The organism is Haemophilus sputorum CCUG 13788 (assembly GCF_000238795.1).
Taxonomy (GTDB): Bacteria; Pseudomonadota; Gammaproteobacteria; order Enterobacterales; family Pasteurellaceae; genus Haemophilus_A; species Haemophilus_A sputorum.
Genome location: NZ_AFNK01000079.1, coordinates 1 through 26,808, shown reverse-complemented (window position 1 = coordinate 26,808; position 26,808 = coordinate 1). Strand labels below are relative to the sequence as shown.

Genomic DNA, 26,808 nt, shown 5'->3' with positions numbered 1-26,808 from the left:
GGAGAAACTATGCGCGTACTTAAATTTGGAGGCACTTCACTTGCCAATCCGGCTCGCTTTATGCAAGCAGCTGACATTATCGAAAAGGCTCATTTAAAAGATCAGGCAGCAGGTGTGCTGTCTGCACCCGCCAAAATTACCAACCACTTAATTGCGATTGTCGATAAAGCTATTGCAGGTGAATCCTTTGAAGCAAACTTAAAAGAAGCGACAGAGATTTTCCATAATATTATCAACGGCTTATACGAAGTAAATAACAACCTAAAACGCGATGAGTTACTCGCATTAGTAGAAGCTGAATTAACCCAAATTCAAGGTGTAGCAGCAGAAGCTGCAAAAAGTAAAACATTACCAGATGCTGTAGCTGCTACTATTCACTGCCGTGGCGAAAAACTCTCTATTGCAATGATGCAAGCATGGTTTGAAGCTAAAGGCTATGATGTAACCAACATCAATCCAGTTGAAAAATTATTAGCACACGGAAACTATTTAGAATCTTCTGTAGATATCAATGAATCAACCAAACGCGTTGATGCTGCCTCTATTCCAAAGAAAAATGTGGTGTTAATGGCTGGCTTTACTGCAGGTAATGAGGATGGCGAATTAGTATTATTAGGCCGTAACGGTTCTGACTACTCTGCCGCTTGCTTAGCTGCTTGTCTAAAAGCGGATTGCTGTGAAATTTGGACAGACGTAGATGGCGTTTATACTTGCGATCCACGTTTAGTACCAGATGCTATCTGCTTAGAATCAATGAGCTATCAAGAAGCAATGGAGCTTTCTTATTTCGGCGCAAAAGTGATTCATCCTCGCACCATTGGGCCACTTGTTCCATTAAATATTCCTTGCTTAATCAAAAATACAGGAAATCCAGAAGGCAAAGGCACCTTAATTGACGGAAATGCTGCAACAGATGGTTTAAAAGTAAAAGGTATCACCAACCTTGACAATGTTGCCATGTTTAACGTTTCAGGTTCTGGCATGCAAGGTATGGTAGGCATGGCATCTCGCGTATTCTCTACTATGTCAAAAGCAGGGATTTCCGTTATCTTAATTACCCAATCTTCTTCTGAATACAGTATCAGTTTCTGTGTGCCTGCAAAATCTGCAGACAAAGCACTCAATGCATTAAACAGTGAATTTGCACAAGAATTAGCAGAACACCAACTTGACCCAATCGACATTATTAAAGATTTATCTGTTGTTTCAGTAGTGGGCGATGGAATGCGTACCGCAAAAGGTATTGCGGCACGTTTCTTCTCTGCGCTTGCTCAAGCCAACATCAGCATTGTTGCGATTGCACAAGGTTCTTCTGAACGTTCAATTTCTGCTGTAGTGCCTTTAAACAAGGCCATTGAAGCGGTTAAAGCAACTCACCGCGCATTATTTAGCAATAAAAAAGTCGTTGATATGTTTCTTGTCGGTGTAGGTGGCGTAGGTGGAGCACTTATTGAGCAAGTAAAACAACAAAAGGAGTTCCTCGCAAAGAAGGACATTGAGATCCGCGTTTGTGCATTAGCAAATTCAGACAAGATGCTGCTTGATGAAAACGGCTTAAATTTAGAAAACTGGCAACAAGATTTAGCCAACGCAACACAACCCTCTGACTTTGATGTGCTGCTTTCATTTATTAAATTACACCACGTAATCAACCCAGTATTTGTCGATTGTACTTCAGCACAATCTGTGGCAAATCTCTATGCACGAGCCTTAAAAGAAGGTTTCCATGTGGTTACACCAAATAAGAAAGCAAATACTGGCAGCTATGCTTATTATCAAGAATTACGCGAAGCGGCTCGTCAAGGTCAGCATAAATTCTTATATGAAACCAATGTGGGCGCAGGATTACCTGTTATTGAAAACCTCCAAAACCTATTAGCTGCAGGCGATGGCGTTGAAAAATTTGAAGGGATCTTATCTGGCTCACTCTCTTTCATTTTTGGTAAATTAGATGAAGGCTTAACGCTTTCACAAGCCACCTTATTAGCAAAAGAGAAAGGCTTTACTGAACCAGACCCGCGAGATGATTTATCAGGCGCAGATGTTGCGCGCAAATTGCTCATCCTTGCGCGTGAAACAGGTTTAGCCTTAGAACTCGAAAATATTGAAGTGGAAGGCGTATTACCAAAAGGTTTTTCTGAAGGCATGAGTAAAGAAGAGTTCCTTAACGTATTACCAGAAATTGATGCTGAATTTGCTCAACGCGTACAAGCTGCAAAAGCTGAAGGTAAAGTATTACGTTATGTTGGCTCTATCAATGGTAACAAATGCCGTGTAGCGATTGAGGCTGTTGATGAAAACCATCCACTTTACAAAGTAAAAGATGGGGAAAACGCCTTAACCTTCTTAACACGTTATTACAACCCAATTCCATTGTTATTACGTGGTTACGGTGCTGGTAATAGCGTAACCGCAGCCGGTATTTTTGCGGATATTCTTCGCACCTTACAAGGGGGAGCAAACTAATGGCTTTACGAATTTATGCGCCAGCTTCTAGCGCGAATATCAGCGTTGGATTTGACTCTTTAGGTGCGGCAATTTCGCCTATTGATGGCTCATTATTGGGCGATGTTGTACAAATTGAAGAGTGTGATAGCCCATTTGAACTTGAAAGTATTGGCTATTTCGTACGCAAACTGCCAAAAGAACCGCAAAAAAACATTGTTTACCAAGCATATGTTTTATTTAGTGAGCGCCTAAAATTACGTGGAGGTGAGGTGAAAAAACTGCGCCTCACGCTTGAGAAAAATATGCCAATTGGTTCTGGTTTAGGTTCAAGCGCTTGTTCAATCGTAGCTGCGCTAGTAGCACTTAACCAATTCCATGATCAACCTTTTTCTAAGATGGAATTATTAGAAATGATGGGCGAATTGGAAGGCAGAATTTCAGGTTCTATTCACTACGATAACGTTGCACCATGCTATTTAGGCGGCTTACAGTTAATGACACAATCACTTGGCAATATTTGCCAACCACTACCGTTCTTTGACGAATGGTACTGGGTGCTAGCTTACCCTGGCATTGAAGTTTCAACGGCTGAAGCACGTGCAATTTTACCGAAAAACTACACACGCCAAGATATGATTCAACAAGCACGTTATTTAGGCTCCTTTGTGCATGCCTGCCACACGCATCAAGATGTCTTAGCCTCTGTGATGATGAAAGATTTAATTGCCGAACCTTATCGGGAAAATTTACTACCAAACTTCCCAACAGTTCGCCAAGGCTGTAAAGATTTAGGCGCCCTCGCTGTTGGAATTTCAGGCTCAGGCCCAACCATGTTTGCGATTGCCCCAGATTTAGAGCATGCGCAAAAATTAGTGGCTTATTTGGAAAAAGAGTACCTACAAAATAATGAAGGCTTTATTCATATTTGTCAGGTTGATAACCAAGGCGCTAGAGCGCTAGGCTAGAAATAATAAGCGGTCATATTTGCAAAATTTTTTACAAATATGACCGCTTACTTTTAAAAATAATTAAGCTATTTTCTTATTAAGCTGATTTTTTCTTCAAAATTGCATAAAGCTCATCTTTAATCGCGAGTTTCTCTTTTTTGAGTACTTCAATTTCTGAGCTTGTTGCAATTTCAATGCCAGATTCAAAATTTTTAATTTTTTGATCTAATTCATTATGTTTGTCAAATAGACGAGCAAAATGCGCATCTTCAGTTTTTAATTTTGAGATTAAGTCACGAAATTCCGGAAACATAAAGGACTCCTTATAGTTTAATGAATGGGTTCTTTTTCACTATTTATACTACGCTTTTTAAGGTAAATTACCTGTATTTTCTTTCTAAAATTTGAACTAGATCACAAAATTTTTTACAAAAAAGCATAGTTGAATCCGTTATTTATCAATTTAGCGGTTATAATGCGCACCAAATACTCACAGAGGCAAAAATAATGCGTTATAAAGTTCTCTTAGGCCTATCATTGGCATTGCTGAGCAACCCACTTTTCGCCCAATGGAAAAAAATCAATGACCTTGATTACACCTGGGGGCCATTTAAAATTTACAATATCAGCTTATTTACTGAAAACGGCGAATATACGCCAGAAAGCCGCCCGCTGATGCTTACTTTAAAATATGATAAACCCGTAGATGGCCGTGATTTTGCTATCTCAATTGCCCGCGCGTGGTCAAATCTTGGTATTTCTTTAAAAGATAAAGACAATGCGATTGAGCGCTTGCGTAAAACATTACCTGATCTGAAAGAAGAAGATTCTCTGAGCTATATTGCCCTACCAGATAAAGGTTATTTTGTCTTAAACGATCAAGTGATTCCAGAAGAGTTTTATGGTGAGGTTAATAATGCTATTGTGGCAATTTGGCTCGACCCTAAAGTAGATATTAGCCAAGCTTTAACAACGAAAAAACGCCCAAATGTGCAAGATGTCCATATTGCAGAATATAACAGACCAGAAAAAGAGAGCCACTTTGGTTTAATTCAATTACCGTCATTAGACCCAAGCAAAGAAGAGCTAAAAGATGAAGGGGCAAGTACTGAACAAGCGGTCGATTTTGAGCAAAGTTTGGAGAAAACAGACAAAATCACGCCGCCTGCACCAATCAAGGTAACACAGGAAAAACCAAAAGTAGGAAAACAAAATCAACCGAAATTAAATAGCACTGAAAAAGCGCCAGAAGAAGCTAAAAGTGAGGCAAAACCGCAAGATACTACGCCTGTACAATCTGCAGAACCAGAAAGCACTCCAAAACAGGAACCCGTAGATCCCAAAGAACCTGAAAAAGATATTCAACCTATTGCGGATCCTATTCCTGATAATATTCGAACCTCTTAAATAATAAAGGCTTTACTTCCAACGAAGTAAAGCCTTTTTGCTAGCCATCGAATTTCGATTTTAATAACGCTAAATCTGATTGCCAATGCTGATCAATTTCTGCCAGCCAATCTGCAATTTCTGCTTCCCAAGGCTTACTATTATCTGTTTGCGCCAATTCTGCTAATTGTTGCAATCTCAGTAAGCCAATAGAAGCAAAAGCCCCTTTTAATTTATGCGCCTGTTCAGTCAATAATTTTCGATGAATCGCATCTGGTGTGCCTTGCCAATCTTGATATGCTTGTTTGAGCGAAAGGATATAACTTGGTGCAAGAGATTCAAATAACACAATGCTCTTTTGCAGTCCTTCTTCACCTAGCACTGAACAGAGTTCTTGAATCAAAGTCCCATTTAGCCGCCCATCGACAATCACATCTTTTTCTGCAAGCGGTCTAATTTCCACCTCATTTTGCAAATCTGAAAATGGAGAATCTTCGCCAAAATGTAAGGCTAAACATTGCGCTAAGCATTCTAAAGAGAGCGGTTTACGCAACACATCATCCATGCCTTGCTGTTGATATTCACTTTTGGTTTGCATCATATTCGCAGTAAGCGCAACCAGAAGCGGTAAATAATCAATCTCGCCTTCATCATATTGCCCACGCCATTGTTGTGCCAGCTGGGTGCCTGTGGTATCGGGTAATTGAATATCCAATAAAATTAGATCAAAACTGTGCTGCTCAAATTTCTGCTGAGCTTGCTCGCCGGTCATTGCAACTTCAATTTCACACCCAAATTTTTCGAGCATTGAACGTGCCACTACCACATTCAGTTCCACATCTTCAACCAATAGCACTTTCAAGCCGTAATGTTTAATTTGTAACGCTTGTTTTGCTTTGCCCTGTTTTGCCTCAAAACTAAACGTAAAAGTCGCACCTTGATTTGGCTCACTTTCAACCTGTAAATCACCATTCATCAATAATGCAATCTGCTTAGAAATTGCTAATCCTATGCCGCTACCTTGCGCTTTTTTCGCTTTGGAATTTTCAGCTTGATAGAACATCTGGAAGATTTTATCTTGCTCTGCAAGAGGAATACCAATTCCTGAATCTTTCACAACAAATTGAAAGTGTTGTGCATCAGTTTGGTAAATTTTTAATGAAATCTGACCGCTTGGTGGTGTGAATTTAACGGCATTGCTAATCAAATTCCACAACACTTGGCTTAACCGTGCGTTGTCTACCTCAATAAATTCAGGGAGATTATCTGGATAATCTAGCAAGAACTGAATCGATTTCTTAGCCGCCAATAATTGCGCAAAATGGCTAATATCGTGAATGATTTGCGTGAATTCAACAGGTTGACGAAATAGCTCAATACGTTGGCTATCAATTTTTTCTAAATCGATAATATCGCTAAAAATATAGCCTAATGACACAGCACTAACGTTAATAGTTTGCAAGTATTCGCGTTGCTTTTGGCTAAGATCCTCTTCTAACAACATTCGACTTAATCCAATAATGCCATTTAAAGGTGTGCGTAATTCGTGGCTAATGGTTGCCATCAGCTGGGTTTTATCTACGCTATTTTGTTTTAACTTGGCAGAAAGATAGGCATCTTGTGCGCGCATGACATTTAATTCGTACACGCTACGTTCTAACTTTAATCGTGAACGTTCAAGTTGTTCCACAATCACATTGAAAAAATAAAGCACAAAAGGTGCAGAAAGCAAACCGAAAAGAATCGAACGGAAAATATCGCCAGCAACCACCGTGCCAAAGAAGACATAATTCAAAATCGATTGAATCAGGATGGCAAATATCCCTAACACAAAAATGCCTAAAATCGCCGAGCGAACCTTCCCGAGCCGAATAACCCAGTTCACATAATTTTCGCTACATTTTTTAAAGATACTTTTTCTCATAAGGCAGCACGTCTTTCTACAATAACCCCAACAGAACTCGCTTGTGCAACCGCTTTCGGTTTATGTAATTCTAAACGCAACGCCTTAATACCGAATTTTTGTTGTAAAAGATCAGCGACTCGATGAGCGAGCGTTTCCACCAATTTAAATGGCTGACTTTCGACAAAATCAATTACTGTTTGTGAAACCTCAGCGTAATTTAGACAATGTGCTACATCATCATTTTTAACTGCTTCGGTAAAATCCCATTCCATTTCTAAATTAAATACCAATCGCTGTTTAATGGTATGTTCCCAGTCATAAACCCCAATTGAGGCAAATGCGGTAAGTTCGTGAATAAAAACTTTATCTGTCATCGGATCTCCTTTTGAGATTTTTTTAAAAAGTTTGGGTAGAATAACGCAGTTTTGTCATCTCTCATAGAAGGAAAATATATGACATTCACAGGTTATGCGATGATTTTATTTGCCTACCTGCTCGGTTCATTCTCCAGCGCTATTACTTTTTGCAAATTAGCTGGCTTACCTGATCCTAGAGAACATGGCTCAAATAATCCAGGTGCAACCAACGTTTTACGCATTGGTGGAAAAACTGCCGCATTAGGGGTGCTGATGTGCGATATTTTAAAAGGAATGTTACCTGTAGCACTTGCACTACATTTAGCCCTACCGCCATCAACCGTAGGTTTTGTTGCATTAGCTGCCTGCCTTGGACATATTTTCCCTATTTTCTTTAGATTTAAAGGTGGAAAAGGCGTTGCGACTGCATTTGGCGCCTTATTGCCATTTGGATATGCCATCTCAGGCTTAACGGTGGCGACTTGGTTAGCCGTATTTTTAATTTCTGGCTATTCTTCATTAAGTGCCGTAATAGTAGCACTCATTCTGCCAGCATTTGTTTGGTGGTTTCAACCTGAATTTACCTTTCCGATTGCGCTGATTTGCTGTTTTATTTTATATCGTCACCATGAAAACATTCAGCGATTATGGCGAGGACAAGAAGAAAAAATTTGGGATAAATTCAAGACAAAAAAATAGTGCAGACTTGCTGCACTATTTAACCCTATCTTGCCATACTCACTTTCTTCGCAGAGCAATTATTTTCAATCACATCTTGCTCGGTCATATAAGCATAACGGCATTGACGCTTAAGATGCTGAATTTCATCTTTTGTCGGCGAACGCTGTGCTCCTAAACGCAACTCTTCCATTGAGAAACTACTTACCATCGCATTTTCATCTGATTCGGCTTCACTTTTAGCGGCGTCTTTAGAAGATGATTTGGCTGTTTTGCTACTCTCATTTTTCGCACTCGCTTTGGCATTCTTAGCGGGTTTTGCTTTATCTGCCAAGCGGGATTCCTCTTTTACTGGTTCAGCTTTCTCAGTTTCTACTTTGGTTGAAGCGAGCTTAGCAGACTCTGTTTTTCCAGAAACCATTTTCTCAGCTGTCGCTTTCGATTTATCCAAAGGTGCTTGAGATTTCGCTTCAACCACCTTCTTCTCTACCAGCTTCTCATCTGTTACTTTTGTTTCTACCGTTTTTAATTCGGTAGTTTTGGGTTCCACTGCTTTGGCTTCCAATGCTTTTGGTGCCGTAACTTTTGGTTCCGTAACATTCGTTTCTACAGATGTTTCAACGACCGCTTTTTCTGTTGTTGATGTTTCAGGCTCCTTCTTCACATCCTCTTTTTTATCTGCCACCTTTGCAAAATCTTCTGCTTTTTTGACCGCTTGTTTATCGGTTTCTTTTTCTTGTGTCACTTTAACTGATTGTTCTGACACTGTTGCAGGTTTTGATTCGTCTGGTACTGATTTAATTTCTGTATTTGCGGTTTTTTCTGCGTTTTGTTTAACGTCTTTTGTAATATTTTGATTAGTGTTATCGGCTTGATTAGAGATCGCATCATCACATCCTGCTAATAATGCGCAAAATCCAATCACGGTGAAGAGACTCTTCATAACCTACCCTTAAAGTAAACCTATAATAAAAGCGAGGTAAAATAAACTTACCTCGCTTTACATTATATTACAATAAAGTTGTATTGACAATTAACGCATTGTCACAAACTCTTCTGAACCTGTTGGGTGAATTGCAACGGTATTATCAAAATCTGCTTTCGTTGCGCCCATTTTGATTGCCACAGCGAAGCCTTGAATCATTTCATCCACACCATAACCAATACCATGTAAGCCCACGATTTTCTCTTCTTTGCCGACACACACTAATTTCATTCGGCAAGGTTGGCGATGTTCAGTGACAGCGGTGTACATTGCCGTGAAAGAAGATTTGTACACTTTCACATTTTCTTCGCCATATTGTTCAATCGCTTGTGGCTCTGTTAAACCGACTGTACCGATTGGTGGATGGCTAAACACAACGGTTGGCACAAGATTGTAATCTAAATGTTCATTCGGTTTATTATTAAATAAACGCTCAGACAAACGGCGACCTGCCGCCACGGCAACTGGTGTTAATTCAATACCGCCTTCAATAATATCACCCACTGCATAAATGCCAGGTACATTGGTATTTTGGAATTTATCAACAATAATTTGTCCGCGTGAATTGGTTTTTACACCAGTTACTTCAAGATTGATCACATCTGTTGCCGGTTCACGACCAATTGCCCAAATTAGGGTATCCACCGTAGTTTCACGACCATCTTGTAATTTTAAGGTGAGCGAACCATCAGCATTTTTCACCACTCCTTCAGGCAACGCTTTGGTATGTAATTGGATACCATCTTGCGCTAACACTTCAACTAAAGTTTCTACAATCAATGGATCTTGATTACGCAATGGCGCATGTTGGCGTACAAATAAATGTGTTTCGCTGCCTAAGCTATTTAAAACACCCGCTAATTCAACCGCAATATAACCAGCACCCACTACTGCAACACGTTTTGGTAATTCATTTAAATCAAATACACCATTTGAATCAATCCCGTATTCTGCACCTTTTACTGCAGGAATACTTGGGCGCCCACCCGTCGCAATTAAGATATGATCTGCGGTCACTAATTCTGTTGAACCATCTGCATAGCTCACTTCAATGGTTTTCGCATCTTTAAAACGGGCAAATCCATTTAAAACATCAACATTATTTTTCGCTAACACATTATTGTAAGAAGTATGAATTCGACCAATGTAAGCTTGACGACTCTCGACTAATTTCGCGTAATCAAACTTTTTCACTTCTACATCAAAACCATAAGCTGGCGCATAGCTATTAATGGCTTCTGCAATTTGTGCGCCATAGAACATCACTTTTTTCGGTACACAACCTACGTTTACGCAAGTGCCACCTAAATGTTTTGCTTCGATAATCGCACATTTTTTGCCATAGCTTGCCGCACGGTTAATTGAGGCAATCCCGCCAGAACCGCCACCAATTGCAATATAGTCGTAATGTTTAGTCATCATTTTATCCTTTCTTTAAAAAACAAAAACGAGGTATTTTACCCCGTTTTTCTCAAAAAGTTTTAAATTGTTGTAATAGCTTAATGCTTGGATTCTTTTGAATGATGCGCACTATTAAGCAAACGATCAATATGAGCCATCGCAATCGCTGAAATAATAAAGGAAAGATGAATAATCACTTCCCACATCATTGTTTTTTCCGATAATTTATATGCATTGATAAACGTTTGCAATAAATGAATCGAAGAAATGCTGATAATTGCCATCGAAAGTTTCACTTTTAAAATTGTCGCATTGACGTGATCAAGCCATTCAGGCTGATCAGGATGATCGTCTACATTCAGTTTAGAGACAAAGGTTTCATACCCCCCGACAATCACCATCACCAAAAGATTAGCAATCATCACAACATCAATTAAATTCAGCACCGCCAACATAATGGTGTCTGAATCCATTTCATTTAAGTTCACCAACAAGTGATAAAGTGATTTCGTGAATTTATAAGCATAAATGCCTTGTACAACAATAAGCCCAAGATAAATCGGCAACTGTAGCCAACGACTGGCAAAAATAATATTCCCGAGAATGTTCTCTCGTAGTTTCTTTTCTGATTGCATGTTTCCCCAAAAAACGTCTAAAAATAAGCGGGCGGATTTTACTGATTTTTTGCAAAAAATTGAAGAAATTTTACCGCTTGCATTCTCATTTACACCCATCTAAATGAGAATGCTTCTCAACTGTTGACTTTATAAAATAGAAATATTAATATTATTATGGTTTCAATAAATATATAAAAGGAGACAAAATGAAATCATATCGTTACTTACTTGCTGCATTATTAGGCTTAAGTCTAACGCAATGGGCAGAAGCAAAATTCAAGGTTGTGACCACTTTTACTGTTATTCAAGATATTGCTCAAAATGTCGGCGGTGATGCAGCAGAAGTCGAGTCAATTACAAAACCGGGGGCTGAGATTCATGAATATGAACCAACCCCGAAAGATATTGTAAAAGCCCAATCTGCAGATTTGATTTTATGGAACGGACTAAATTTAGAGCGTTGGTTTGAACGTTTTTTCCAAAACATTAGCAACAAACCTGCTGTTGTAGTGACAACAGGCATTGAACCGCTTTCGATTTATGAAGGCTCATACAAAGGCGCACCAAACCCGCATGCGTGGATGTCGCCATCTAATGCGTTAATTTATGTTGAAAACATTAAAAACGCATTTATCAAATACGACCCACAAAATGCGGCTGTTTATGAGAAAAATGCAGCTGCCTATGCAGAAAAAATTAAACAGCTAGATAAACCATTTAGAGAAAAATTATCTTCTATTCCAGAAGCGCAACGTTGGTTGGTAACTAGTGAAGGCGCATTTAGCTATCTTGCTAAAGACTATGGTTTAAAAGAAGGTTATTTATGGCCAATTAACGCTGAACAACAAGGTACGCCTCAACAAGTTCGTAAAGTGATTGATTTAGTTAAAAAAAATCACATTCCGGTAGTCTTTAGTGAAAGCACCATCTCACCAAAACCAGCACAACAAGTTGCTAAAGAGAGCGGTGCTAAATATGGTGGCGTGCTTTATGTTGACTCATTATCAACTAAAGATGGTCCAGTACCAACCTATATTGACTTACTGAACACGACTGTTTCTACTATTGTAAAAGGATTTGAATAATGACTACCACCCCGCTTGCCTCGATTCGAGTCGATAATATTACCGTGCGCTATAATAATGGCCATACGGCAATCTATGATATGTCTTTCCAACTAGAGGGCGGCACAATCTGCGGCTTAGTTGGCGTAAACGGGAGTGGTAAATCAACCCTTTTTAAAAGCCTGATGGGTTTAGTAAAACCACAAGAAGGTGAAGTTCGATTATGTGATTTACCAATCCAGCAGGCGCTTAAAAATAACTTAGTCGCTTATGTTCCGCAATCAGAAGAAGTAGACTGGCAATTTCCCGTTTCTGTTTACGATGTGGTGATGATGGGGCGCTATGGCTATATGAATTTTCTGCGTATTCCTAAAGCCGTTGATAAACAGAAAGTTCAAGAAGCAATGGCGCGTGTGAATATTACTCACCTAGCAGATCGCCAAATTGGTGAGCTTTCTGGCGGGCAAAAAAAGCGTGTTTTCCTCGCCCGTGCCCTTGCGCAACAAAGTCGTATCATTTTATTAGATGAGCCCTTTACTGGCGTTGATGTACAAACTGAAAACGCTATTGTAGATTTATTACAAGCCTTACGTGCAGAAGGTCATCTCATTTTAGTTTCAACGCATAATTTAGGTTCTGTGCCCGATTTCTGTGATCAAGTGGTGATGATAAATCGTACGGTCATTGCAGCTGGTAAAACCGAAACAACCTTTAATCAACATAATCTTGAAAAAGTATTTGGTGGTGTACTTCGCCATATTAAATTACTCGGGCAAGATTTACATGATGATGAAGATAGCCGCGCAGTTACCGTGTTAACGGATGACGAACGCCCCGCTGTGTTCTACGGCAACACTAAAGAAGATCCCCCTGCGCCAACCACGCAAAAATGCCATTTTCCTAAAGCCGATATGGCAAAAGAAGATAAGTAGGAGCAACTATGTGGGAGATCTTACTTGAGCCATTCGGCTATGAATATATGAATAAGGCAATAATTCTTAGCACCGCTATCGGCGCGATTTGTGCCTTTCTTTCCGCTTATTTAATGCTTAAAGGTTGGTCGCTTATCGGCGATGCGTTATCGCATGCTGTCGTGCCTGGTGTCGCTATCGCTTACGCCTTTTCCTTACCTTATGCGGTAGGCGCTTTCTTCTCTGGGATTTTAGCGGCTATTTCCATTCTTTGGATTAAATCTATCTCTAAAATCAAAGAAGATGCCGTTATCGGCTTTATTTTTAGTACCTTTTTTGCATTAGGCTTATTGATTATTTCGCTCAACCCGACTTCCGTCGATGTACAAAATATCATTTTGGGGAATATTCTCGGCATTGCAGATGAAGATATCACTCAAATTGCGATTATTATTGGCGTTTGTTTAGTGCTACTGCTTCTATTTTGGAAAGATTTACTCCTCATTTTCTTTGATGAAACTCAAGCGATTACAGTTGGACTTTCACCCATTTTCTACAAAGTATTGTTTTTTACCTTACTTAGTGCTTGTGTTGTAGCCGCATTACAAACCGTTGGAGCGATTTTAGTCATTGCAATGGTCATTACCCCTGGCGCAACCGCTTACCTATTAACGGATAAATTTAACCGCTTATTAATCATTGCCGTCTTACTTGGCGCTGGCACTTCTGCCGTAGGCGTTTATTTAAGCTATTATTTAGATGGTGCAACAGGAGGCGTTATTGTTTGCTTGCAAACCTTACTCTTCTTAATGGCATTTCTTTTTGCCCCGAAATATGGACTGGTTAATCGCAGAATGAAAAAGGCAGGCAAACATGAATGATTTATTGAATCTGATTACCGAGCCGTTGCAATATCCATTTATGCAAAATGCACTGATAACTTCGCTTATTGTGGCAATAATCTGTGCAATGCTCTCTTGTTATATTGTGCTAAAAGGTTGGTCTTTAATGGGCGATGCTATTTCACATGCGGTTTTACCAGGTGTGGTATTAGCATTTCTACTTGGCATTCCATTAGCAATCGGCGCATTTTTCTCAGGCATTTTCTGCGCTTTAGGTGTAGGGTATTTAAAAGAGAATAGCCGCATTAAAGAAGACACCGCAATGGGCATTGTTTTTTCAGGCATGTTTGCTGTTGGTTTAGTGATGTTTACCAAAATAGAAACTGAACAGCACCTCACTCATATTCTACTCGGGAGTATTTTGGGTGTAAGTAATGAACAGCTACAACAAACCGCTATCATTGCTGCCATTGTGTTTAGCATTCTCATGCTCAAACGCAAAGATTTATTGCTTTATTGCTTTGATGCCAGCCACGCCCGTGTTGCTGGGCTCTCACCAAAATGGTTGCATTATGGTTTACTTATCTTACTGGCTCTCACTATTGTCAGCAGTATGCAAGTCGTTGGTGTCATTTTGGTGGTCGCAATGCTTATCGCCCCTGGCATTATTGGGCTAACACTGACCCAATCCTTTGATAAAATGCTGCTTATTGCAACACTAAGTGCTTGCACGGCAAGTTTACTTGGTGTGATTCTCAGCTATCACTTTAATGCCTCAACCGGCGCTTCAATCATCTTAATACAAGCGGTCTTTTTTTTAGTGGCGCTTGCATATTCTCGATTAAAAGTGAGATATCAGAAATAAAAATAAAAAAATCCGCATCTTAGATGCGGATTTTACTTTACAATTATTTCACTTGTTCAGCACTAAAACTCGTTGCTAAATCATTAATTTCTTTTTTATCACTATCAAAGAAACGCGCTTTACCAGCAACTTCTTCAGCATTTGGTCCGAAGAATTTACCTTCATATTCGCCATCTCGAGTAGTAAAAATGCTATTTTCGCCAGCAACTGCTACTCCATTAAATCCATTTCCAATAATATCAGTTTCTTTTAATGAAATATTGCGACGAAGACCATCTAAAGCTAATTCACCTTTAATTTTCTTATCATCAAAGTTTGCTTTTAATTCTGATTTACCAACATTTTTTACAGAAGCAGTAAGATTATCATAACGGCTTGCATTACCTTTATAAGTTACAACACCTGTTTTCGGAATATTGGCTTCTGCAGTCTCTGCACCAAAATAGAAAATATCACGTTCTGGATTATGTGTTAAGTTATACATCGTTGTGACAGATTTAGATAACGCAAGCCCTTTTAATCCGCCAATTGCGCCTACTTTCTGAGCTAAACGTACAACCACATTATCTACAACCATAGAACCTAAAGTCGGATCTTTAGATTTTATTACTGCACCATTAAATGAATAAGCTCGGTTATAACCTGACAGTTGAGCAATTTCTTTTCCATCTTGATTTTCAATGACAAAACGATTTAATTCACCTTCTTCAAAACTTTCTTTAGAAATATCCAATCCTGTTTTATCCAAATGTTTTTCACTAGGTTGTATCACTTTTTCATTTGATGAAGGGGCAGATTGTTCTCCTGCTTTATTTTCTGTAGTTGAGGGAATAGATGGCTTAGATACTACTTGTTTAACTGTAGAATTATTGTTAGCAACATTATTCGCTGAATTTGTTTGTACTGGTTTTTCTGGATTATTTACAGTTGGAATTTGGACATTTGGTCCTTTACTTCCACCACCAGAACAAGCCGTTAATGCACAGAGTAAAGCTAATGCTAAAGTTGAATGAGTAAGTTTATTCATTTGTAGATTCCTTCTAGGTTAGATTTAAAAAAATCGGATAAATTATATACGATGGTAAAATTTAAAACTACTTAAAACCACAATATTTGTGCTTATACTTACAAATATTCTCACTTAAAGAAAAACGGCATAGCAAGAATGTTCTTACTATGCCGTTTTTGCATTTTTTATTTATTTTTCGACCGCTTACAACAGTGCTCTTAAAATACCCGTTGCGGCAATAGAAATAATCACCGTAGGGAGAAGAGAAAATCTCATCATCGCAAAAAAAGTGATAATAACCGCAATCGTATTTGCTGCGTTACCAGAAAGAATAACTGGTGCAATAATAGAAATTAATACACAGCCCGGAATCGCTTCCATAATGCGTTCGGTCGTTGGGCTAAGCTTACGATTCCGTAATACTAAAAAACCAACGATGCGCGTGAGATAAGTTGAAAAAGCCATGAGAAAAATGGTTAAGAAAATATGCGCATCCATTAACTACATCCCTCTTTTCTACCAAACCAGTAAGCAGCGAGAATGCCAGATAGCGCTCCTGCAGGCACATACCATGCCCCTTCAACTAAATGATAGGTTGCTCCAGCGACAATTAAGCTGACAAACCAAGGGCGTGCCGGGGAAAAGCCTTTCCACATGCCTTTTAACATCACCATAAAAATGGCAGTAAATGCCATATCAAAGCCATATTGTTCAATATCTCCTAAAATCGGGCCTAAATAAGCACCTAATGTGGTAAAAATAAGCCACATTAAATATAGGCTGATAGAAACCCCCATATAGTAGGCGACATTGATCTGTTTTTGTTTCGCTTTTTGCGCATCCGCCAAAGACATTGCCCACACTTCATCACACATAAAAAACAGCATACCAAGCGCTTTTAAGCGAGGAATATTTTTCATATAAAGAGAGAGTGTCGCGCCCATAATAATATGGCGACAATTGACTAACACCGACATTGCCACAATCAATGCGATGTTGGTTGGATTCGTCCACAAGCTGATGGCAGTAAATTCTGAACCGCCAGCAAAATTCAATCCTGTTAATGCCCCTAATTCATAATAGTGCATCCCTTTTTGTGCCCCTTGTGCGCCTAAAACCATCGCAAAAGGGATAAATCCAAGCATAATCGGTAAAGATTCCTTTATGCCGCGTTTAAAGTTGTGTTGCATTTTATTTCCTGTTTTATTGTTATTTTTCTTTTATATTAAGAAGCCCAAGCTTCTTCAGTCAATTTTTTTCCGAAATAACTTTCAATTAAACGCTCTGTAATTGCATGTTGGGGAGAAAGCAAAATCTGTTTTGTTTCGCCATACTCCACTACCTCGCCTTCATGCATCACTAGCAGCTTATCCGCCGTGTGTTTAATTAGACCAAGATTTTGTCCAACATAAATAAAGGCTAACCCAAGTTGCTGTTGCAGCTGTAACATTAAGTTAACTAATTGCGTTTTTACGGAGAAATCTAACGAGTTCGACGTATCATCAAAAATTAAGATCTCTGGATCTAAAATAAGCGCACGCGCTAAAGCTACTCGTTGTTTTTGACTACTAGAAGCTTCTGAAATTGGAATCAGCGCATGTTCTTTATATAAGCCAACCAATCGTAATGTTTGAAAAATTTTCACGTTACGATCTTCTTCAAGTAAATGGGTAGCCAATTTAAGCGGAGCATCTAAAATCTGTCCAATGTTATGGTTAGGGTCAAACGCTTCATTCAGATCTTGGAATACCATACGAATTCGTGTGGCTCGAAAGTGATAATCGCCATAATGCAGCTCTTGCCCTCGAAATACAATGCGACCTGAAGTCGGTTCTGTTAAACCAATTAGCATTTTTGCTAACGTAGATTTACCCGCGCCATTATCGCCAATAACCGCTAGCGTTTCGCGCTTGTTTAGGGTAAAAGAAGCGTCCTTTACCGCATAGAAATCCTGTTTACGGAAAAGTCCAACATGGTCGATAAACCGCTTACTTAACTGCTCAACTTCTAATAGTGCCATAATGAGAAAGGTTAAAAAATTCAAGAATCAAAAAGACCGCCTTTGCAAGCGGTCTTTATTTTAAGAAAATTTGCAAAAAGTTAGCAAATTATAATACGTTTACGCAGTTTAAATCTTCGAAAGATTGCTCTAAACGTTTAGACATTGACTCTTCCATTTTACGTAACCAAACGCGTGGATCGTAATATTTTTTGTTTGGTGAATCAGGGCCTTCAGGATTACCTAATTGACCTTGAAGATATGCTTCGTTCGCTTTATAGAACTCTAAAATACCGTTCCATGATGCCCATTGAGTATCAGTATCGATGTTCATTTTGATTGCACCGTAGCTGATTGCTTCACGGATTTCTTCACGAGATGAACCTGAGCCACCGTGGAATACGAAATCAATTGATTTTGCAGGTAAGTTACGCTCTTTAGAAACGAACTCTTGTGATGCACCTAAGATAGATGGTTTTAATTTCACATTACCTGGTTTGTAAACACCGTGTACGTTACCAAATGCTGCTGCAACAGTAAAACGTGGGCTTACTGGGTTTAATTGGTCGTAAACGTATAATACGTCTTGTGGTTGAGTATATAAGCGAGATTCATCTACATCTGAGTTATCTACGCCATCTTCTTCACCGCCAGTGATACCGATTTCGATTTCAAGGGTCATACCCATTTTATCCATACGAGCAAGGTATTCACGGCAGATTGCCATGTTTTCTTCCATTGGCTCTTCAGATAAGTCGATCATATGAGATGAGAATAATGGACGACCTGTTTCTGCAAAGTGTTTTTCACCAGCATCTAATAAACCGTCAATCCATGGAAGTAATTTTTTCGCTGCGTGGTCAGTGTGAAGAATAACTGGCACACCATATTCAGCTGCTAATGCGTGAACGTGTTTTGCACCTGCGATAGCACCTAGAACATCTGGGCGAGCGCCTGAAGCTGGTTTAATGCCTTTACCTGCATAGAATGCTGCACCGCCATTTGAGAATTGAACGATAACTGGTGCTTTAACACGCGCAGCTGTTTCTAATACTGCATTGACAGAGTCAGAACCCACACAGTTTACCGCTGGGATGGCGAAGTTATGTTCTTTTGCATATGCAAAGATTTTTTGAACATCATCACCTGTTACCACACCTGGTTTAACAATATCTAATAAACCCATTTTGTTGTTTCCTTTAAATGTTAAAAATTTGGTTTTTAATCCCCCTATTTAGAAAAGAGGGGTTAGGGGAGATTTGATAACGATGCCTATACTTTCATATGAGCTTCGTTTTCACTTCTGTGCTAAATCTCCCCGTCCCCTCTTTACAAAAGAGGGGAGTAGTAAGAGTTAAAAATTAACCTTTCGCACGTTGCTCTAGAATTTCAACTGCTGGTAATACTTTGCCTTCTACGAATTCTAAGAATGCGCCGCCACCAGTTGAGATATAAGAGATTTTATCTGCAATACCAAACATATCGATTGCCGCTAAAGTATCACCGCCACCTGCAATAGAGAATGCACCGTTTGCAGTTGCATCAACAATCGCTTGTGCCACGATTTCTGTACCTTTGCGGAAGTTAGGGAATTCAAATACGCCAACAGGGCCATTCCAAAGAATAGTTTTCGCACTGCGGATAATTGCTGCTAATTCTTCTGCTGATTTATCACCGATGTCGAAGATTGACTCATTTTCAGCAACTTCGTTTACCGCTTTTTCAACTGCTGGTGCAGTTTCAGAGAATTCTGTACCCACGCGAACATCTACTGGCACAGGAATGTTAGTTGCTTTTGATAAACGTTGTGCTTCAGGGATTAAATCTGCTTCATATAAAGATTTACCTACATTGTGACCTTCAGCCGCAATGAAAGTATTTGCAATACCGCCACCAACAATAAGTTGGTCAGCTACTTTTGAAAGGCTGTCTAAAACAGTTAATTTGGTAGAAACTTTTGAACCACCAACAATCGCTAACATTGGACGTTGTGGTGCTTTTAATGCTTTGCCTAATGCGTCTAATTCTGCTGCTAATAATGGGCCCGCACATGCAACTGGTGCAAATTGTGCCACACCGTGAGTTGAAGCTTGTGCACGGTGCGCAGTACCGAACGCATCCATTACAAATACGTCACAAAGTGCTGCGTATTTTCTAGATAATTCTTCTTCGTTTTTCTTTTCACCTTTGTTTACACGCACGTTTTCAAGAACAACGATTTCGCCTTCTTTTACTTCTACGCCATCTAAATAGTCACGTACTAAACGTACTGGAACCCCTAAATCAGAGGCGTTTAAGTAATCCACTACTGGTTGTAATGAATCAACTTCTTCAAATACGCCTTCAGTCGGACGACCTAGGTGAGACGTTACCATTACTTTCGCACCTTTTTGGAGTGCTAATTTTAATGTTGGAATGGTTGCACGGATACGTGCATCTGAAGTAACTTTGCCATCTTTAACAGGGACATTTAGGTCTGCACGAATAAATACACGTTTACCTGCTAAATCAAGGTCTGCCATTTTGATAACTGACATAGTGAGTTCCTCTTTTTTAATCAAATTTAAAAATCTAATACGTTCTGATTATACCATTTTTTGTGTAGATTAGACTAACCTAGATCAAATTTTGTGAGTTTTTGTAAAAAAATCACCATAATCGACCGCTTGCTTTACACACATTTACTTCAAATGAAGCCTACCAATGAATCCAGAAGAAGTAAGATAGTGAACCTAAAATGATAATACAGAGTAAGTTCAACAATAGCCCTACTCTCACCATTTCACTTTGTTTAATATAACCTGTCGCAAATACAATCGCATTTGGTGGTGTTGCAATTGGCAACATGAAGGCAGCTGATGCACCGCAAGCAATAATTGCTGCTAGCGAAATTGGGGGTAAACCCAAAGAGTTTGCGACAGAAATAAAAATCGGCAACATCAACGCAGCACTAGCGGTATTCGAGGTAAATTCAGTTAAGAATACAATAAAAGTAGCCATGATACTGGTCATAATTAGCCAATGTTTATTGCCAACAAATGCCACAATACCATCTGCCAAAATTTTGCTTGCACCAGTGTCTTTTAACACAATACTTAAGGTTAAACCACCACCAAACAGCATTAACACGCCCCATTCAGTACGCTCCTGTACCTCTTTCCAAGTTGCCGTGTTGGTGATACATAGCCCTATCACGGCAATCATGGCAATTACCGCATCAAAACTTTTAATTGGCTCTTTTAAAGCTAATGCTTGACGCAACACTGGCTCAATTAAACTACTGAAAGTTAAACATAATGCAGTCAAAATAAAGATGAGTAATGTTGCGATACGTTTAGCATTAAGCGGAATATGCTCAATTTTAGCTTCAAATGGTACATTAAAATTAGGGCGTAAGACGACTAATAAAGAGAAGACCATAGCCACCATCAGTAATGCCGCAACGGGAATCCCATAAGCTAACCATTCAGAAAAACTCACTTTAATTTGAGCAGCTAATAAGGCATTAGGTGCTGAACCAACTAATGTCCCCATTCCGCCAATACTGGAACTAAATGCAATACCTAGTAGAACAAAAACATAAACTCGACGATGTTGGTTAAAATCTAATTGATGAAGAATGCCAAGCGTTAACGGCAACATGAGGGCTGCAACAGCAGTATTGTTGATGAAAAGGGAAAGACCAGCGGTAACAATGAAGAGATAAATAATGGTTAATTTCAGCCGACCTTTTGCCAAACGGATTATGTGGTTAGCAATCCACAGGTCGATTTTTTGCATATTTAACACAGCAGCAATAACAAATCCGCCAAAGAACATAAATATAATGGGTTCAGAGAATGGCGCAAAAGCGGCTTTGGTGGAGAGAACATTGAGCATAATGGCGAAAATTGGCACCATCAGGGAGGTTACGGTGATATTAAAAGCTTCAGTAAGCCAGAGTATCCCGACGAAAATCAACAATGCCAATCCTCTATTTTCTTGCGTTGAAAATGGCAAGGTATTGAGTAAAGTAAAAAACAGTATGAGATCGAGGGCAAGAATAATCACCCCTCTGAGTGGATTTTTAGTAGTTTTGGACATAATTGCCTCTTTTTTATTTGTTATGGTTGGTTTGCATATTCATCTCTTAACGAGATAAAGCGACAATATCCGATTTTATACAGAAAAAAAAGAGGGGAAGCGGTCAAAAAATCACTTATTTTGTAAAGAAGGTGTTAAAAATCCGCCATAATGGCGGATTAAATTTTAGTGAAGCTTCATAGATGGACGTAAGAAACGGTTGATTTGACCGACTAATAAAATCAATCCCGTTTTAAACCAACCATGTAATGCTACTTGATGCATACGATAAAGTGAAAGGTAAGCTAGTCGCGCAATTTTCCCTTCAATAAACATATCCCCTTTCATCAAGTTCCCCATTAGGTTACCTACGGTACCAAAATGAGAGAATGACAACAGAGAACCTTTATCACGGAATCTGAATGGCTTCATTTCCTTCCCTTCTGATAAAGCGACAATGTTTTTACCACATTGTGTTGCCATTTGGTGCGCAGCTTGCGCACGTAGTGGAATTGCCTTGCCATCTTGAATCAATGCAGCACAGTCACCAATCACAAAAACATTTGGATCGATTGTGGTTTGTAAGGTGTCTTTTATTTCAATTTGATTTAAGCGATTGGTTTCAAAACCGAGTTCTTTAGTAAAATCTGGCGCTTTAATTCCTGCTGCCCAAACCATTAAATCGGCTTCAATTTTCTCACCATCTTTAGTTATCAATGCGCCATCAACAGCTTCAGTGATCATCGTATTTAAACGGACATCAACCCCAGCTTTACGTAATTCAGAAAGTGCTGAATTAGACACTTTTTCTGTTAATGCCGGAATTAAACGAGGGCCTGCTTCAACTAAAGTTACTTTTAAACTAGCGCGATCTAATTTACCAAAGCCATATTCATTTAAATGCGCTACCGCATTATATAACTCTGCAGAAAGCTCAATACCCGTTGCACCACCACCTACGATAGCAATTTTTACATCTTTATCTTGGCTATGTGAGAATTTTAAGAATAACTCCAACATACGTTGTTGGAATTGTTTTGCTTGTTCAGAACCATCTAAGAAAATACAATGTTCTGCAACCCCTTTAGTGCCGAAGTCATTCGATTTACTGCCGATTGCAATGACCAATTTATCATAACTAATATGACGTTCTTTAACCAACTCTTCCCCTTGCTCATCCACAATCGGGGCTAAAATCACTTCACGCTGTTCGCGATTAACGCCAGTTAAGGTGCCTTGCTGGAATTGGAAGCCATGATTTGCTGCATGCGCACGATAACTTACTGCATCAGTGCCATCATCTAATGAACCGGTTGCCACCTCATGCAATAAAGGTTTCCATAAATGCGTTGGGTTGCGATCAATCAATAGAACTTTCGCACGCTTTCTTTTACCTAGTTTGTTTCCTAAATAAGTCGCAAGCTCCAGACCGCCAGCGCCACCGCCTACAATCACGATTGTTTCCATAAAAAATCTCCGAAAAATAAATAATAAAATCTCAAAACTGCCTTAAATTTTAAGGGCTTCACAAAGAATGTCTAGTAGGTTTTAACTTTTTTTAACTTTCCGACAAACTTTAAGAAACAAATCTTAATGGCTGGCGGCATTGCTTACAAAGGTAAGTTCGCTGACCTTTTAATATGGCATTATGCCGACGAATAGATAGCTGATGTATTTGACAGTCGCATTGGTAAGCAAATTGCTTTTCCACACTTGCGACATCAAAACAGTGATAGGTTTCAGCTGCCACACCTAACACCGTTTCCATCATTATCTTCCATTCTTTGCCATGTGGTTGAACACGCCCAAAAAGCTGAAAAACCAGCAAATGCGCTAATTCATGCGGCACAACCTGGCGAATAAATTGCTCGCCATTTTCTTGCAATAACACAGGGTTAAAACGAATTTGATTGGTCTGTAAATAAGCTACGCCCGCTTTTTTACCTTTTAGCGCATAACTAATTTCAGGCAAATCAAACGAGCGATTAAAATAATTTTCTGCTTTAGCCAGATCACGTTTTAACTGACGTAACACTTGCATTTTCAGCTCAGGAAAATTCATTATTTGGGACAATCCATTGGCTGCCATTTTTTATCGTAACAAATATAAAGCTCTGTCTTACTTGCGCCTAAATACAAGCGGTCTAATTGTGGATTATTTTTACGCATCCAACGAAATAGCTCATTTTTCGGCATATTTTTATTCGGCAGTTTCAAACTATAAAATAACTCGCGCTGCTTTTTAAAATAGCTTTCTGCATCATTAAAAGCACAAGCACCATGCTTTTCCCATTCTCCTTGTAATAAGGCTGCACCTGGGGCTTCAGGCAAATACTGTTGAATAATCTGACTTGGCACTGGTGGTAAATCCCCTTGGCAAAAGCGCGGATGATCTTCAATGCGTTTTGCATTTTTATTTTGTGGCCACAAACCGTGAATGACCCAACCAAAATTATCCCCAACACATTGATACTGTAAGCGTTGTGGCACATTGCCTTGGTTTGCTTCACGCGTGGATTCACAAAATGCCGGAGACCATGAAAGCGCCAACATATAATAATCAACTGGTGCATTGTGCTGACCAAATTTATCATTTGCCATATTGGTGTCATAATCCACTGACACGGCTGATTTTAACAATGTTTCTGGTGGCAGATTTGCCTGTGTTTGCACACTAACAATCGCTTGCTCATCCGTTTTATCGGCTTCTCTTGGGTAATGCTTTTCATTCTTCTCAACAAAATAATAAAGGACGACCAAACCAATTAACGTAATAAGCTGCCAAATAATTTTTTTTGTTTTCTGACTCATATTTTTCCTAATTAAATTTGATATTTTGTTTTATCACCAATGTCAAAATGTAACGGCATACGCCATTTTTGAATGCTTAGCACCGCTAATAATAGCCCACTAATGATAGAAATAATTTGAACGACAATCGTGACATCAAAAACAGATGTAATCCATAATCCAGCCATGAGAATAGGTTGAAAATTCAAACCAAAGACACGGAAGCAAAAATATTCTTTATAACTTAACCCACCAATGACAAACAGCATCGCGCCAAAGGCAAGTAACGGCAAACCAAAAATCTGACATAACAGCCCAATCCACACCGCAAATTGGAAAACATAGCGATACGGTTTAAGATAAAGATGCACAGAAGAGGCGAGCATCACGCCAGCTATTAACAAACCTTGCTGTGCGATTTCCGCTGCGTAAGGCAAAAGTAACATCATGACTGTTGCCAATACAAAGCCCGAACGATAAATACTGACCGTTAAATAATCCCAAAAATCCATGGGGGATTGAATATGCGGATCTGCCATAACGCCTCCAAATCCTGAATACAGTTGAAAAGAAAGCGGTCGAATTTTGCAAAAATTTTACAAAATCCAACCGCTTGTCAAAAGATAATGCTATCCAATTATGCCTTACGACTGTCTTGGTAAGCTTTTGCTGCTTTCACAAAACCTGCAAATAACGGATGACCATCACGCGGTGTTGAAGTAAATTCTGGGTGGAATTGTGCTGCAACAAACCATGGATGATTTGGCACTTCAATAATTTCCACCAATTTACGGTCTGCCGATAAACCTGTCACTTTTAAGCCTGCAGCTTCAATTTGTGGCAATAACACGTTATTAACTTCATAACGATGGCGGTGACGTTCTTCAATCGTTTCTTTACCGTATAATTCACGCGCTTTTGAACCTTCAACGAGATGACATTGTTGTGCACCTAAACGCATTGTTCCACCTAAATCAGAAGCATCTGAACGAGTTTCCATTTCACCTTCAGCATTTTGCCACTCAGTAATTAAACCAACGACCGGTTGTGGGCAATCTTTATCAAATTCTGAAGAGTTAGCTTGCGTTAAACCTGCCACATTACGTGCATATTCAATTAACGCAATTTGCATTCCTAAACAAATACCTAAATATGGAATTTTGTTCTCACGCGCATATTGTGCGGTACGAATCTTACCTTCTACCCCACGATAACCAAAACCACCCGGAACTAAAATAGCATCTAATCCTGCTAATAATTCAACGCCTTTGGTCTCAATATCTTGTGAATCAATATATTTAATGTTTACCGTTAAACGATTCGTTAAGCCAGCGTGTTTTAATGCTTCATTTACCGATTTATACGCATCTGGTAACTCAACATATTTACCCACCATACCAATAGTCACTTCGCCGGTTGGGTTAGCTTGGCGATAGAGCACTTGTTCCCACTCAGATAAGTCTGCTTCTGGGTAATCTAAACGGAAGCGCTCGCAGACAAAGCTATCTAAACCTTGAGATTTTAATAATTCAGGAATACGATAAATTGAATCAACATCTTTTAATGAAATTACCGCACGTTCTGGCACATTACAGAATAATGCGATTTTTTTCTTCTCATTTTCAGGAATTGCACGATCTGAACGGCAAATTAAAACATCTGGTTGAATACCAATAGACAATAATTCTTTAACCGAATGTTGAGTTGGCTTAGTTTTTACTTCACCTGCTGTTGGAATATAAGGCACCAACGTTAAGTGCATAAATAACGTTTTTTCACGACCAACATCTACAGCTAATTGACGTAATGCTTCTAAAAATGGAAGAGATTCAATGTCACCAACAGTGCCACCGACTTCTACAATCACAACATCACGACCTTGACCACCTTCAATCACACGTTCTTTGATTTCATTGGTAATATGTGGAATCACTTGAACTGTTGCGCCAAGATAATCTCCGCGACGTTCTTTACGTAATACCTCAGAATAGATTTTACCGCTAGTAAAGTTATTGGATTTACTCATTTTTGAGCGAATAAAACGCTCATAGTGCCCTAAATCTAAATCGGTTTCCGCCCCGTCTTGTGTGACAAATACTTCGCCATGTTGGGTTGGACTCATTGTACCTGGATCAACATTGATATAAGGGTCTAATTTCATGATAGTCACGTTTAAACCACGTGACTCAAGAATAGATGCAAGAGACGCAGCTGCAATTCCCTTACCTAAAGAAGAAACAACGCCGCCTGTTACAAAAATATAATTCGTTGCCATTTTATTTGCCTTAGAAATAATAAAAGAAATGGATAAAATGAATGGTAATAACCATCAGGACGGGAACACAGTTTACAGTAAAACGCTGCATTTCGCTAATAAAAATTAACAATTGAGAAAAATCTCACTTCACAAGCGGTATGATTTTTTAAATATCTTGCAAAAGATTACTTTCCATTCAGAGCTCATTACTAACTTAAAGGCTAGAGATTAGAGAGCCTTCCGTTCTACCTAAGACCATATCTTCTAAAAAAGCAAAAACCCCGC

At 39.2% G+C, this 26,808-nt stretch carries 26 protein-coding genes; 8 read left to right on the top strand and 18 right to left on the bottom strand.

What is annotated here, in order from left to right; translation table 11 throughout:
* The first annotated feature begins 9 nt into the window (after nt 1–9).
* Together thrA and thrB are read left to right on the top strand one after the other, a co-directional pair.
* Nucleotides 10–2,466 (top strand): bifunctional aspartate kinase/homoserine dehydrogenase I, encoded by a 2,457-nt coding sequence (gene thrA, locus HSP_RS0109685; RefSeq protein WP_010130007.1) that lies wholly within the window; start codon nt 10–12, stop codon nt 2,464–2,466.
* On the top strand, nt 2,466–3,413 hold the full coding sequence (gene thrB / locus HSP_RS0109680; protein ID WP_010130005.1) for a homoserine kinase: 948 nt from the start codon (nt 2,466–2,468) through the stop codon (nt 3,411–3,413). The genes thrA and thrB overlap by 1 nt, the downstream gene beginning before the upstream one ends.
* Nucleotides 3,414–3,492: 79 nt before the next feature.
* Here thrB and HSP_RS0109675 read toward each other — a convergent pair whose 3' ends face one another.
* On the bottom strand, nt 3,493–3,708 hold the full coding sequence (locus HSP_RS0109675) for an HP1242/YdcH family protein (RefSeq protein WP_010130004.1): 216 nt from the start codon (nt 3,706–3,708) through the stop codon (nt 3,493–3,495).
* A 194-nt stretch (nt 3,709–3,902) separates the two neighbouring features.
* On the opposite strand from HSP_RS0109675, the gene HSP_RS0109670 reads away from it, so the two are divergent.
* Nucleotides 3,903–4,802 (top strand): prolipoprotein diacylglyceryl transferase, encoded by a 900-nt coding sequence (locus HSP_RS0109670; protein WP_010130003.1) that lies wholly within the window; start codon nt 3,903–3,905, stop codon nt 4,800–4,802.
* 40 nt (nt 4,803–4,842) lie between these two features.
* Here HSP_RS0109670 and HSP_RS0109665 read toward each other — a convergent pair whose 3' ends face one another.
* A complete protein-coding gene (locus tag HSP_RS0109665; protein WP_010130002.1) occupies nt 4,843–6,705 on the bottom strand; it encodes an ATP-binding protein in 1,863 nt (620 codons plus the stop codon).
* Nucleotides 6,702–7,061 (bottom strand): dihydroneopterin aldolase, encoded by a 360-nt coding sequence (gene folB, locus HSP_RS0109660; RefSeq protein WP_010130001.1) that lies wholly within the window; start codon nt 7,059–7,061, stop codon nt 6,702–6,704. The genes HSP_RS0109665 and folB overlap by 4 nt, the downstream gene beginning before the upstream one ends.
* A gap of 78 nt (nt 7,062–7,139) precedes the next feature.
* On the opposite strand from folB, the gene plsY reads away from it, so the two are divergent.
* The gene (plsY, locus tag HSP_RS0109655) at nt 7,140–7,742 is read left to right on the top strand and encodes a glycerol-3-phosphate 1-O-acyltransferase PlsY (RefSeq protein ID WP_007527045.1); all 603 of its coding nucleotides are present in this window, start codon (nt 7,140–7,142) and stop codon (nt 7,740–7,742) included.
* Between the two features lie 25 nt (nt 7,743–7,767).
* On the opposite strand, the gene HSP_RS0109650 is transcribed toward plsY, so the two are convergent.
* The 3 genes from HSP_RS0109650 to HSP_RS0109640 all read right to left on the bottom strand — a co-directional run bounded on the left by HSP_RS0109650 (nt 7,768) and on the right by HSP_RS0109640 (nt 10,742).
* The gene (locus tag HSP_RS0109650; protein WP_010129999.1) at nt 7,768–8,664 is read right to left on the bottom strand and encodes a hypothetical protein; all 897 of its coding nucleotides are present in this window, start codon (nt 8,662–8,664) and stop codon (nt 7,768–7,770) included.
* A 90-nt stretch (nt 8,665–8,754) separates the two neighbouring features.
* Nucleotides 8,755–10,125 carry a glutathione-disulfide reductase gene (gorA, locus tag HSP_RS0109645; RefSeq protein WP_010129998.1) on the bottom strand — a complete coding sequence of 457 codons (1,371 nt, stop codon included), beginning with the start codon at nt 10,123–10,125 and terminating at the stop codon, nt 8,755–8,757.
* Nucleotides 10,126–10,205: 80 nt separating this feature from the next.
* Nucleotides 10,206–10,742, bottom strand: coding sequence for a TIGR00645 family protein (locus HSP_RS0109640; RefSeq protein WP_029495401.1), 537 nt, complete (start codon nt 10,740–10,742; stop codon nt 10,206–10,208).
* A 188-nt stretch (nt 10,743–10,930) separates the two neighbouring features.
* On the opposite strand from HSP_RS0109640, the gene HSP_RS0109635 reads away from it, so the two are divergent.
* Genes HSP_RS0109635 through HSP_RS0109620 form a run of 4 tightly spaced genes read left to right on the top strand, consistent with a single transcriptional unit; the run spans nt 10,931 to nt 14,406 of the window.
* On the top strand, nt 10,931–11,809 hold the full coding sequence (locus HSP_RS0109635) for a metal ABC transporter substrate-binding protein (RefSeq protein WP_010129997.1): 879 nt from the start codon (nt 10,931–10,933) through the stop codon (nt 11,807–11,809).
* Entirely contained in the window at nt 11,809–12,720 is a 912-nt protein-coding gene (locus tag HSP_RS0109630) for an ATP-binding cassette domain-containing protein (RefSeq protein WP_007527049.1), read from the top strand. Before HSP_RS0109635 ends, HSP_RS0109630 begins: the two co-directional genes overlap by 1 nt.
* Nucleotides 12,721–12,728: 8 nt before the next feature.
* Nucleotides 12,729–13,580 (top strand): metal ABC transporter permease, encoded by an 852-nt coding sequence (locus HSP_RS0109625; protein ID WP_010129995.1) that lies wholly within the window; start codon nt 12,729–12,731, stop codon nt 13,578–13,580.
* Nucleotides 13,573–14,406 carry a metal ABC transporter permease gene (locus HSP_RS0109620; protein WP_010129993.1) on the top strand — a complete coding sequence of 278 codons (834 nt, stop codon included), beginning with the start codon at nt 13,573–13,575 and terminating at the stop codon, nt 14,404–14,406. Before HSP_RS0109625 ends, HSP_RS0109620 begins: the two co-directional genes overlap by 8 nt.
* A gap of 43 nt (nt 14,407–14,449) precedes the next feature.
* On the opposite strand, the gene HSP_RS0109615 is transcribed toward HSP_RS0109620, so the two are convergent.
* The 12 genes from HSP_RS0109615 to pyrG form a co-directional block, all read right to left on the bottom strand.
* Nucleotides 14,450–15,433 carry a Slam-dependent surface lipoprotein gene (locus HSP_RS0109615; protein WP_010129991.1) on the bottom strand — a complete coding sequence of 328 codons (984 nt, stop codon included), beginning with the start codon at nt 15,431–15,433 and terminating at the stop codon, nt 14,450–14,452.
* A gap of 186 nt (nt 15,434–15,619) precedes the next feature.
* Nucleotides 15,620–15,913: an AzlD family protein gene (locus HSP_RS0109610; RefSeq protein WP_010129988.1), complete on the bottom strand. Its 294-nt coding sequence runs from the start codon at nt 15,911–15,913 to the stop codon at nt 15,620–15,622.
* Nucleotides 15,913–16,605 (bottom strand): AzlC family ABC transporter permease, encoded by a 693-nt coding sequence (locus HSP_RS0109605; protein ID WP_010129986.1) that lies wholly within the window; start codon nt 16,603–16,605, stop codon nt 15,913–15,915. The genes HSP_RS0109610 and HSP_RS0109605 overlap by 1 nt, the downstream gene beginning before the upstream one ends.
* Before the next feature lie 35 nt (nt 16,606–16,640).
* On the bottom strand, nt 16,641–17,435 hold the full coding sequence (locus tag HSP_RS0109600; protein ID WP_029495399.1) for an ATP-binding cassette domain-containing protein: 795 nt from the start codon (nt 17,433–17,435) through the stop codon (nt 16,641–16,643).
* A gap of 88 nt (nt 17,436–17,523) precedes the next feature.
* The gene (fbaA, locus tag HSP_RS0109595) at nt 17,524–18,600 is read right to left on the bottom strand and encodes a class II fructose-bisphosphate aldolase (RefSeq protein ID WP_010129982.1); all 1,077 of its coding nucleotides are present in this window, start codon (nt 18,598–18,600) and stop codon (nt 17,524–17,526) included.
* A gap of 175 nt (nt 18,601–18,775) precedes the next feature.
* Nucleotides 18,776–19,951, bottom strand: a complete 1,176-nt coding sequence (pgk, locus tag HSP_RS0109590) for a phosphoglycerate kinase (RefSeq protein WP_010129979.1) — start codon at nt 19,949–19,951, stop codon at nt 18,776–18,778.
* Between the two features lie 160 nt (nt 19,952–20,111).
* Entirely contained in the window at nt 20,112–21,497 is a 1,386-nt protein-coding gene (locus HSP_RS0109585) for an SLC13 family permease (protein WP_010129977.1), read from the bottom strand.
* Nucleotides 21,498–21,662: 165 nt separating this feature from the next.
* Nucleotides 21,663–22,943 (bottom strand): NAD(P)/FAD-dependent oxidoreductase, encoded by a 1,281-nt coding sequence (locus tag HSP_RS0109580; RefSeq protein ID WP_010129976.1) that lies wholly within the window; start codon nt 22,941–22,943, stop codon nt 21,663–21,665.
* Nucleotides 22,944–23,052: 109 nt separating this feature from the next.
* Nucleotides 23,053–23,538: a SprT family zinc-dependent metalloprotease gene (locus tag HSP_RS0109575; protein WP_010129975.1), complete on the bottom strand. Its 486-nt coding sequence runs from the start codon at nt 23,536–23,538 to the stop codon at nt 23,053–23,055.
* The gene (locus tag HSP_RS0109570) at nt 23,538–24,287 is read right to left on the bottom strand and encodes a ribonuclease T2 family protein (protein WP_007527071.1); all 750 of its coding nucleotides are present in this window, start codon (nt 24,285–24,287) and stop codon (nt 23,538–23,540) included. The genes HSP_RS0109575 and HSP_RS0109570 overlap by 1 nt, the downstream gene beginning before the upstream one ends.
* Before the next feature lie 11 nt (nt 24,288–24,298).
* Nucleotides 24,299–24,805, bottom strand: coding sequence for a DUF2301 domain-containing membrane protein (locus HSP_RS0109565; RefSeq protein ID WP_007527070.1), 507 nt, complete (start codon nt 24,803–24,805; stop codon nt 24,299–24,301).
* 98 nt (nt 24,806–24,903) lie between these two features.
* On the bottom strand, nt 24,904–26,541 hold the full coding sequence (gene pyrG, locus HSP_RS0109560) for a glutamine hydrolyzing CTP synthase (RefSeq protein ID WP_007527080.1): 1,638 nt from the start codon (nt 26,539–26,541) through the stop codon (nt 24,904–24,906).
* Nucleotides 26,542–26,808 lie beyond the last annotated feature (267 nt).

Excerpts from the sequence above, each read along its gene's own strand:
- thrA (WP_010130007.1), top strand. The coding sequence starts at position 10 with ATGCGCGTACTTAAATTTGGAGGCACTTCACTTGCCAATCCGGCTCGC.
- thrB (WP_010130005.1), top strand. The coding sequence starts at position 2,466 with ATGGCTTTACGAATTTATGCGCCAGCTTCTAGCGCGAATATCAGCGTT.
- HSP_RS0109675 (WP_010130004.1), bottom strand. The coding sequence starts at position 3,708 with ATGTTTCCGGAATTTCGTGACTTAATCTCAAAATTAAAAACTGAAGAT.
- HSP_RS0109670 (WP_010130003.1), top strand. The coding sequence starts at position 3,903 with ATGCGTTATAAAGTTCTCTTAGGCCTATCATTGGCATTGCTGAGCAAC.
- HSP_RS0109665 (WP_010130002.1), bottom strand. The coding sequence starts at position 6,705 with ATGAGAAAAAGTATCTTTAAAAAATGTAGCGAAAATTATGTGAACTGG.
- folB (WP_010130001.1), bottom strand. The coding sequence starts at position 7,061 with ATGACAGATAAAGTTTTTATTCACGAACTTACCGCATTTGCCTCAATT.
- plsY (WP_007527045.1), top strand. The coding sequence starts at position 7,140 with ATGACATTCACAGGTTATGCGATGATTTTATTTGCCTACCTGCTCGGT.
- HSP_RS0109650 (WP_010129999.1), bottom strand. The coding sequence starts at position 8,664 with ATGAAGAGTCTCTTCACCGTGATTGGATTTTGCGCATTATTAGCAGGA.
- gorA (WP_010129998.1), bottom strand. The coding sequence starts at position 10,125 with ATGACTAAACATTACGACTATATTGCAATTGGTGGCGGTTCTGGCGGG.
- HSP_RS0109640 (WP_029495401.1), bottom strand. The coding sequence starts at position 10,742 with ATGCAATCAGAAAAGAAACTACGAGAGAACATTCTCGGGAATATTATT.
- HSP_RS0109635 (WP_010129997.1), top strand. The coding sequence starts at position 10,931 with ATGAAATCATATCGTTACTTACTTGCTGCATTATTAGGCTTAAGTCTA.
- HSP_RS0109630 (WP_007527049.1), top strand. The coding sequence starts at position 11,809 with ATGACTACCACCCCGCTTGCCTCGATTCGAGTCGATAATATTACCGTG.
- HSP_RS0109625 (WP_010129995.1), top strand. The coding sequence starts at position 12,729 with ATGTGGGAGATCTTACTTGAGCCATTCGGCTATGAATATATGAATAAG.
- HSP_RS0109620 (WP_010129993.1), top strand. The coding sequence starts at position 13,573 with ATGAATGATTTATTGAATCTGATTACCGAGCCGTTGCAATATCCATTT.
- HSP_RS0109615 (WP_010129991.1), bottom strand. The coding sequence starts at position 15,433 with ATGAATAAACTTACTCATTCAACTTTAGCATTAGCTTTACTCTGTGCA.
- HSP_RS0109610 (WP_010129988.1), bottom strand. The coding sequence starts at position 15,913 with ATGGATGCGCATATTTTCTTAACCATTTTTCTCATGGCTTTTTCAACT.
- HSP_RS0109605 (WP_010129986.1), bottom strand. The coding sequence starts at position 16,605 with ATGCAACACAACTTTAAACGCGGCATAAAGGAATCTTTACCGATTATG.
- HSP_RS0109600 (WP_029495399.1), bottom strand. The coding sequence starts at position 17,435 with ATGGCACTATTAGAAGTTGAGCAGTTAAGTAAGCGGTTTATCGACCAT.
- fbaA (WP_010129982.1), bottom strand. The coding sequence starts at position 18,600 with ATGGGTTTATTAGATATTGTTAAACCAGGTGTGGTAACAGGTGATGAT.
- pgk (WP_010129979.1), bottom strand. The coding sequence starts at position 19,951 with ATGTCAGTTATCAAAATGGCAGACCTTGATTTAGCAGGTAAACGTGTA.
- HSP_RS0109585 (WP_010129977.1), bottom strand. The coding sequence starts at position 21,497 with ATGTCCAAAACTACTAAAAATCCACTCAGAGGGGTGATTATTCTTGCC.
- HSP_RS0109580 (WP_010129976.1), bottom strand. The coding sequence starts at position 22,943 with ATGGAAACAATCGTGATTGTAGGCGGTGGCGCTGGCGGTCTGGAGCTT.
- HSP_RS0109575 (WP_010129975.1), bottom strand. The coding sequence starts at position 23,538 with ATGAATTTTCCTGAGCTGAAAATGCAAGTGTTACGTCAGTTAAAACGT.
- HSP_RS0109570 (WP_007527071.1), bottom strand. The coding sequence starts at position 24,287 with ATGAGTCAGAAAACAAAAAAAATTATTTGGCAGCTTATTACGTTAATT.
- HSP_RS0109565 (WP_007527070.1), bottom strand. The coding sequence starts at position 24,805 with ATGGCAGATCCGCATATTCAATCCCCCATGGATTTTTGGGATTATTTA.
- pyrG (WP_007527080.1), bottom strand. The coding sequence starts at position 26,541 with ATGGCAACGAATTATATTTTTGTAACAGGCGGCGTTGTTTCTTCTTTA.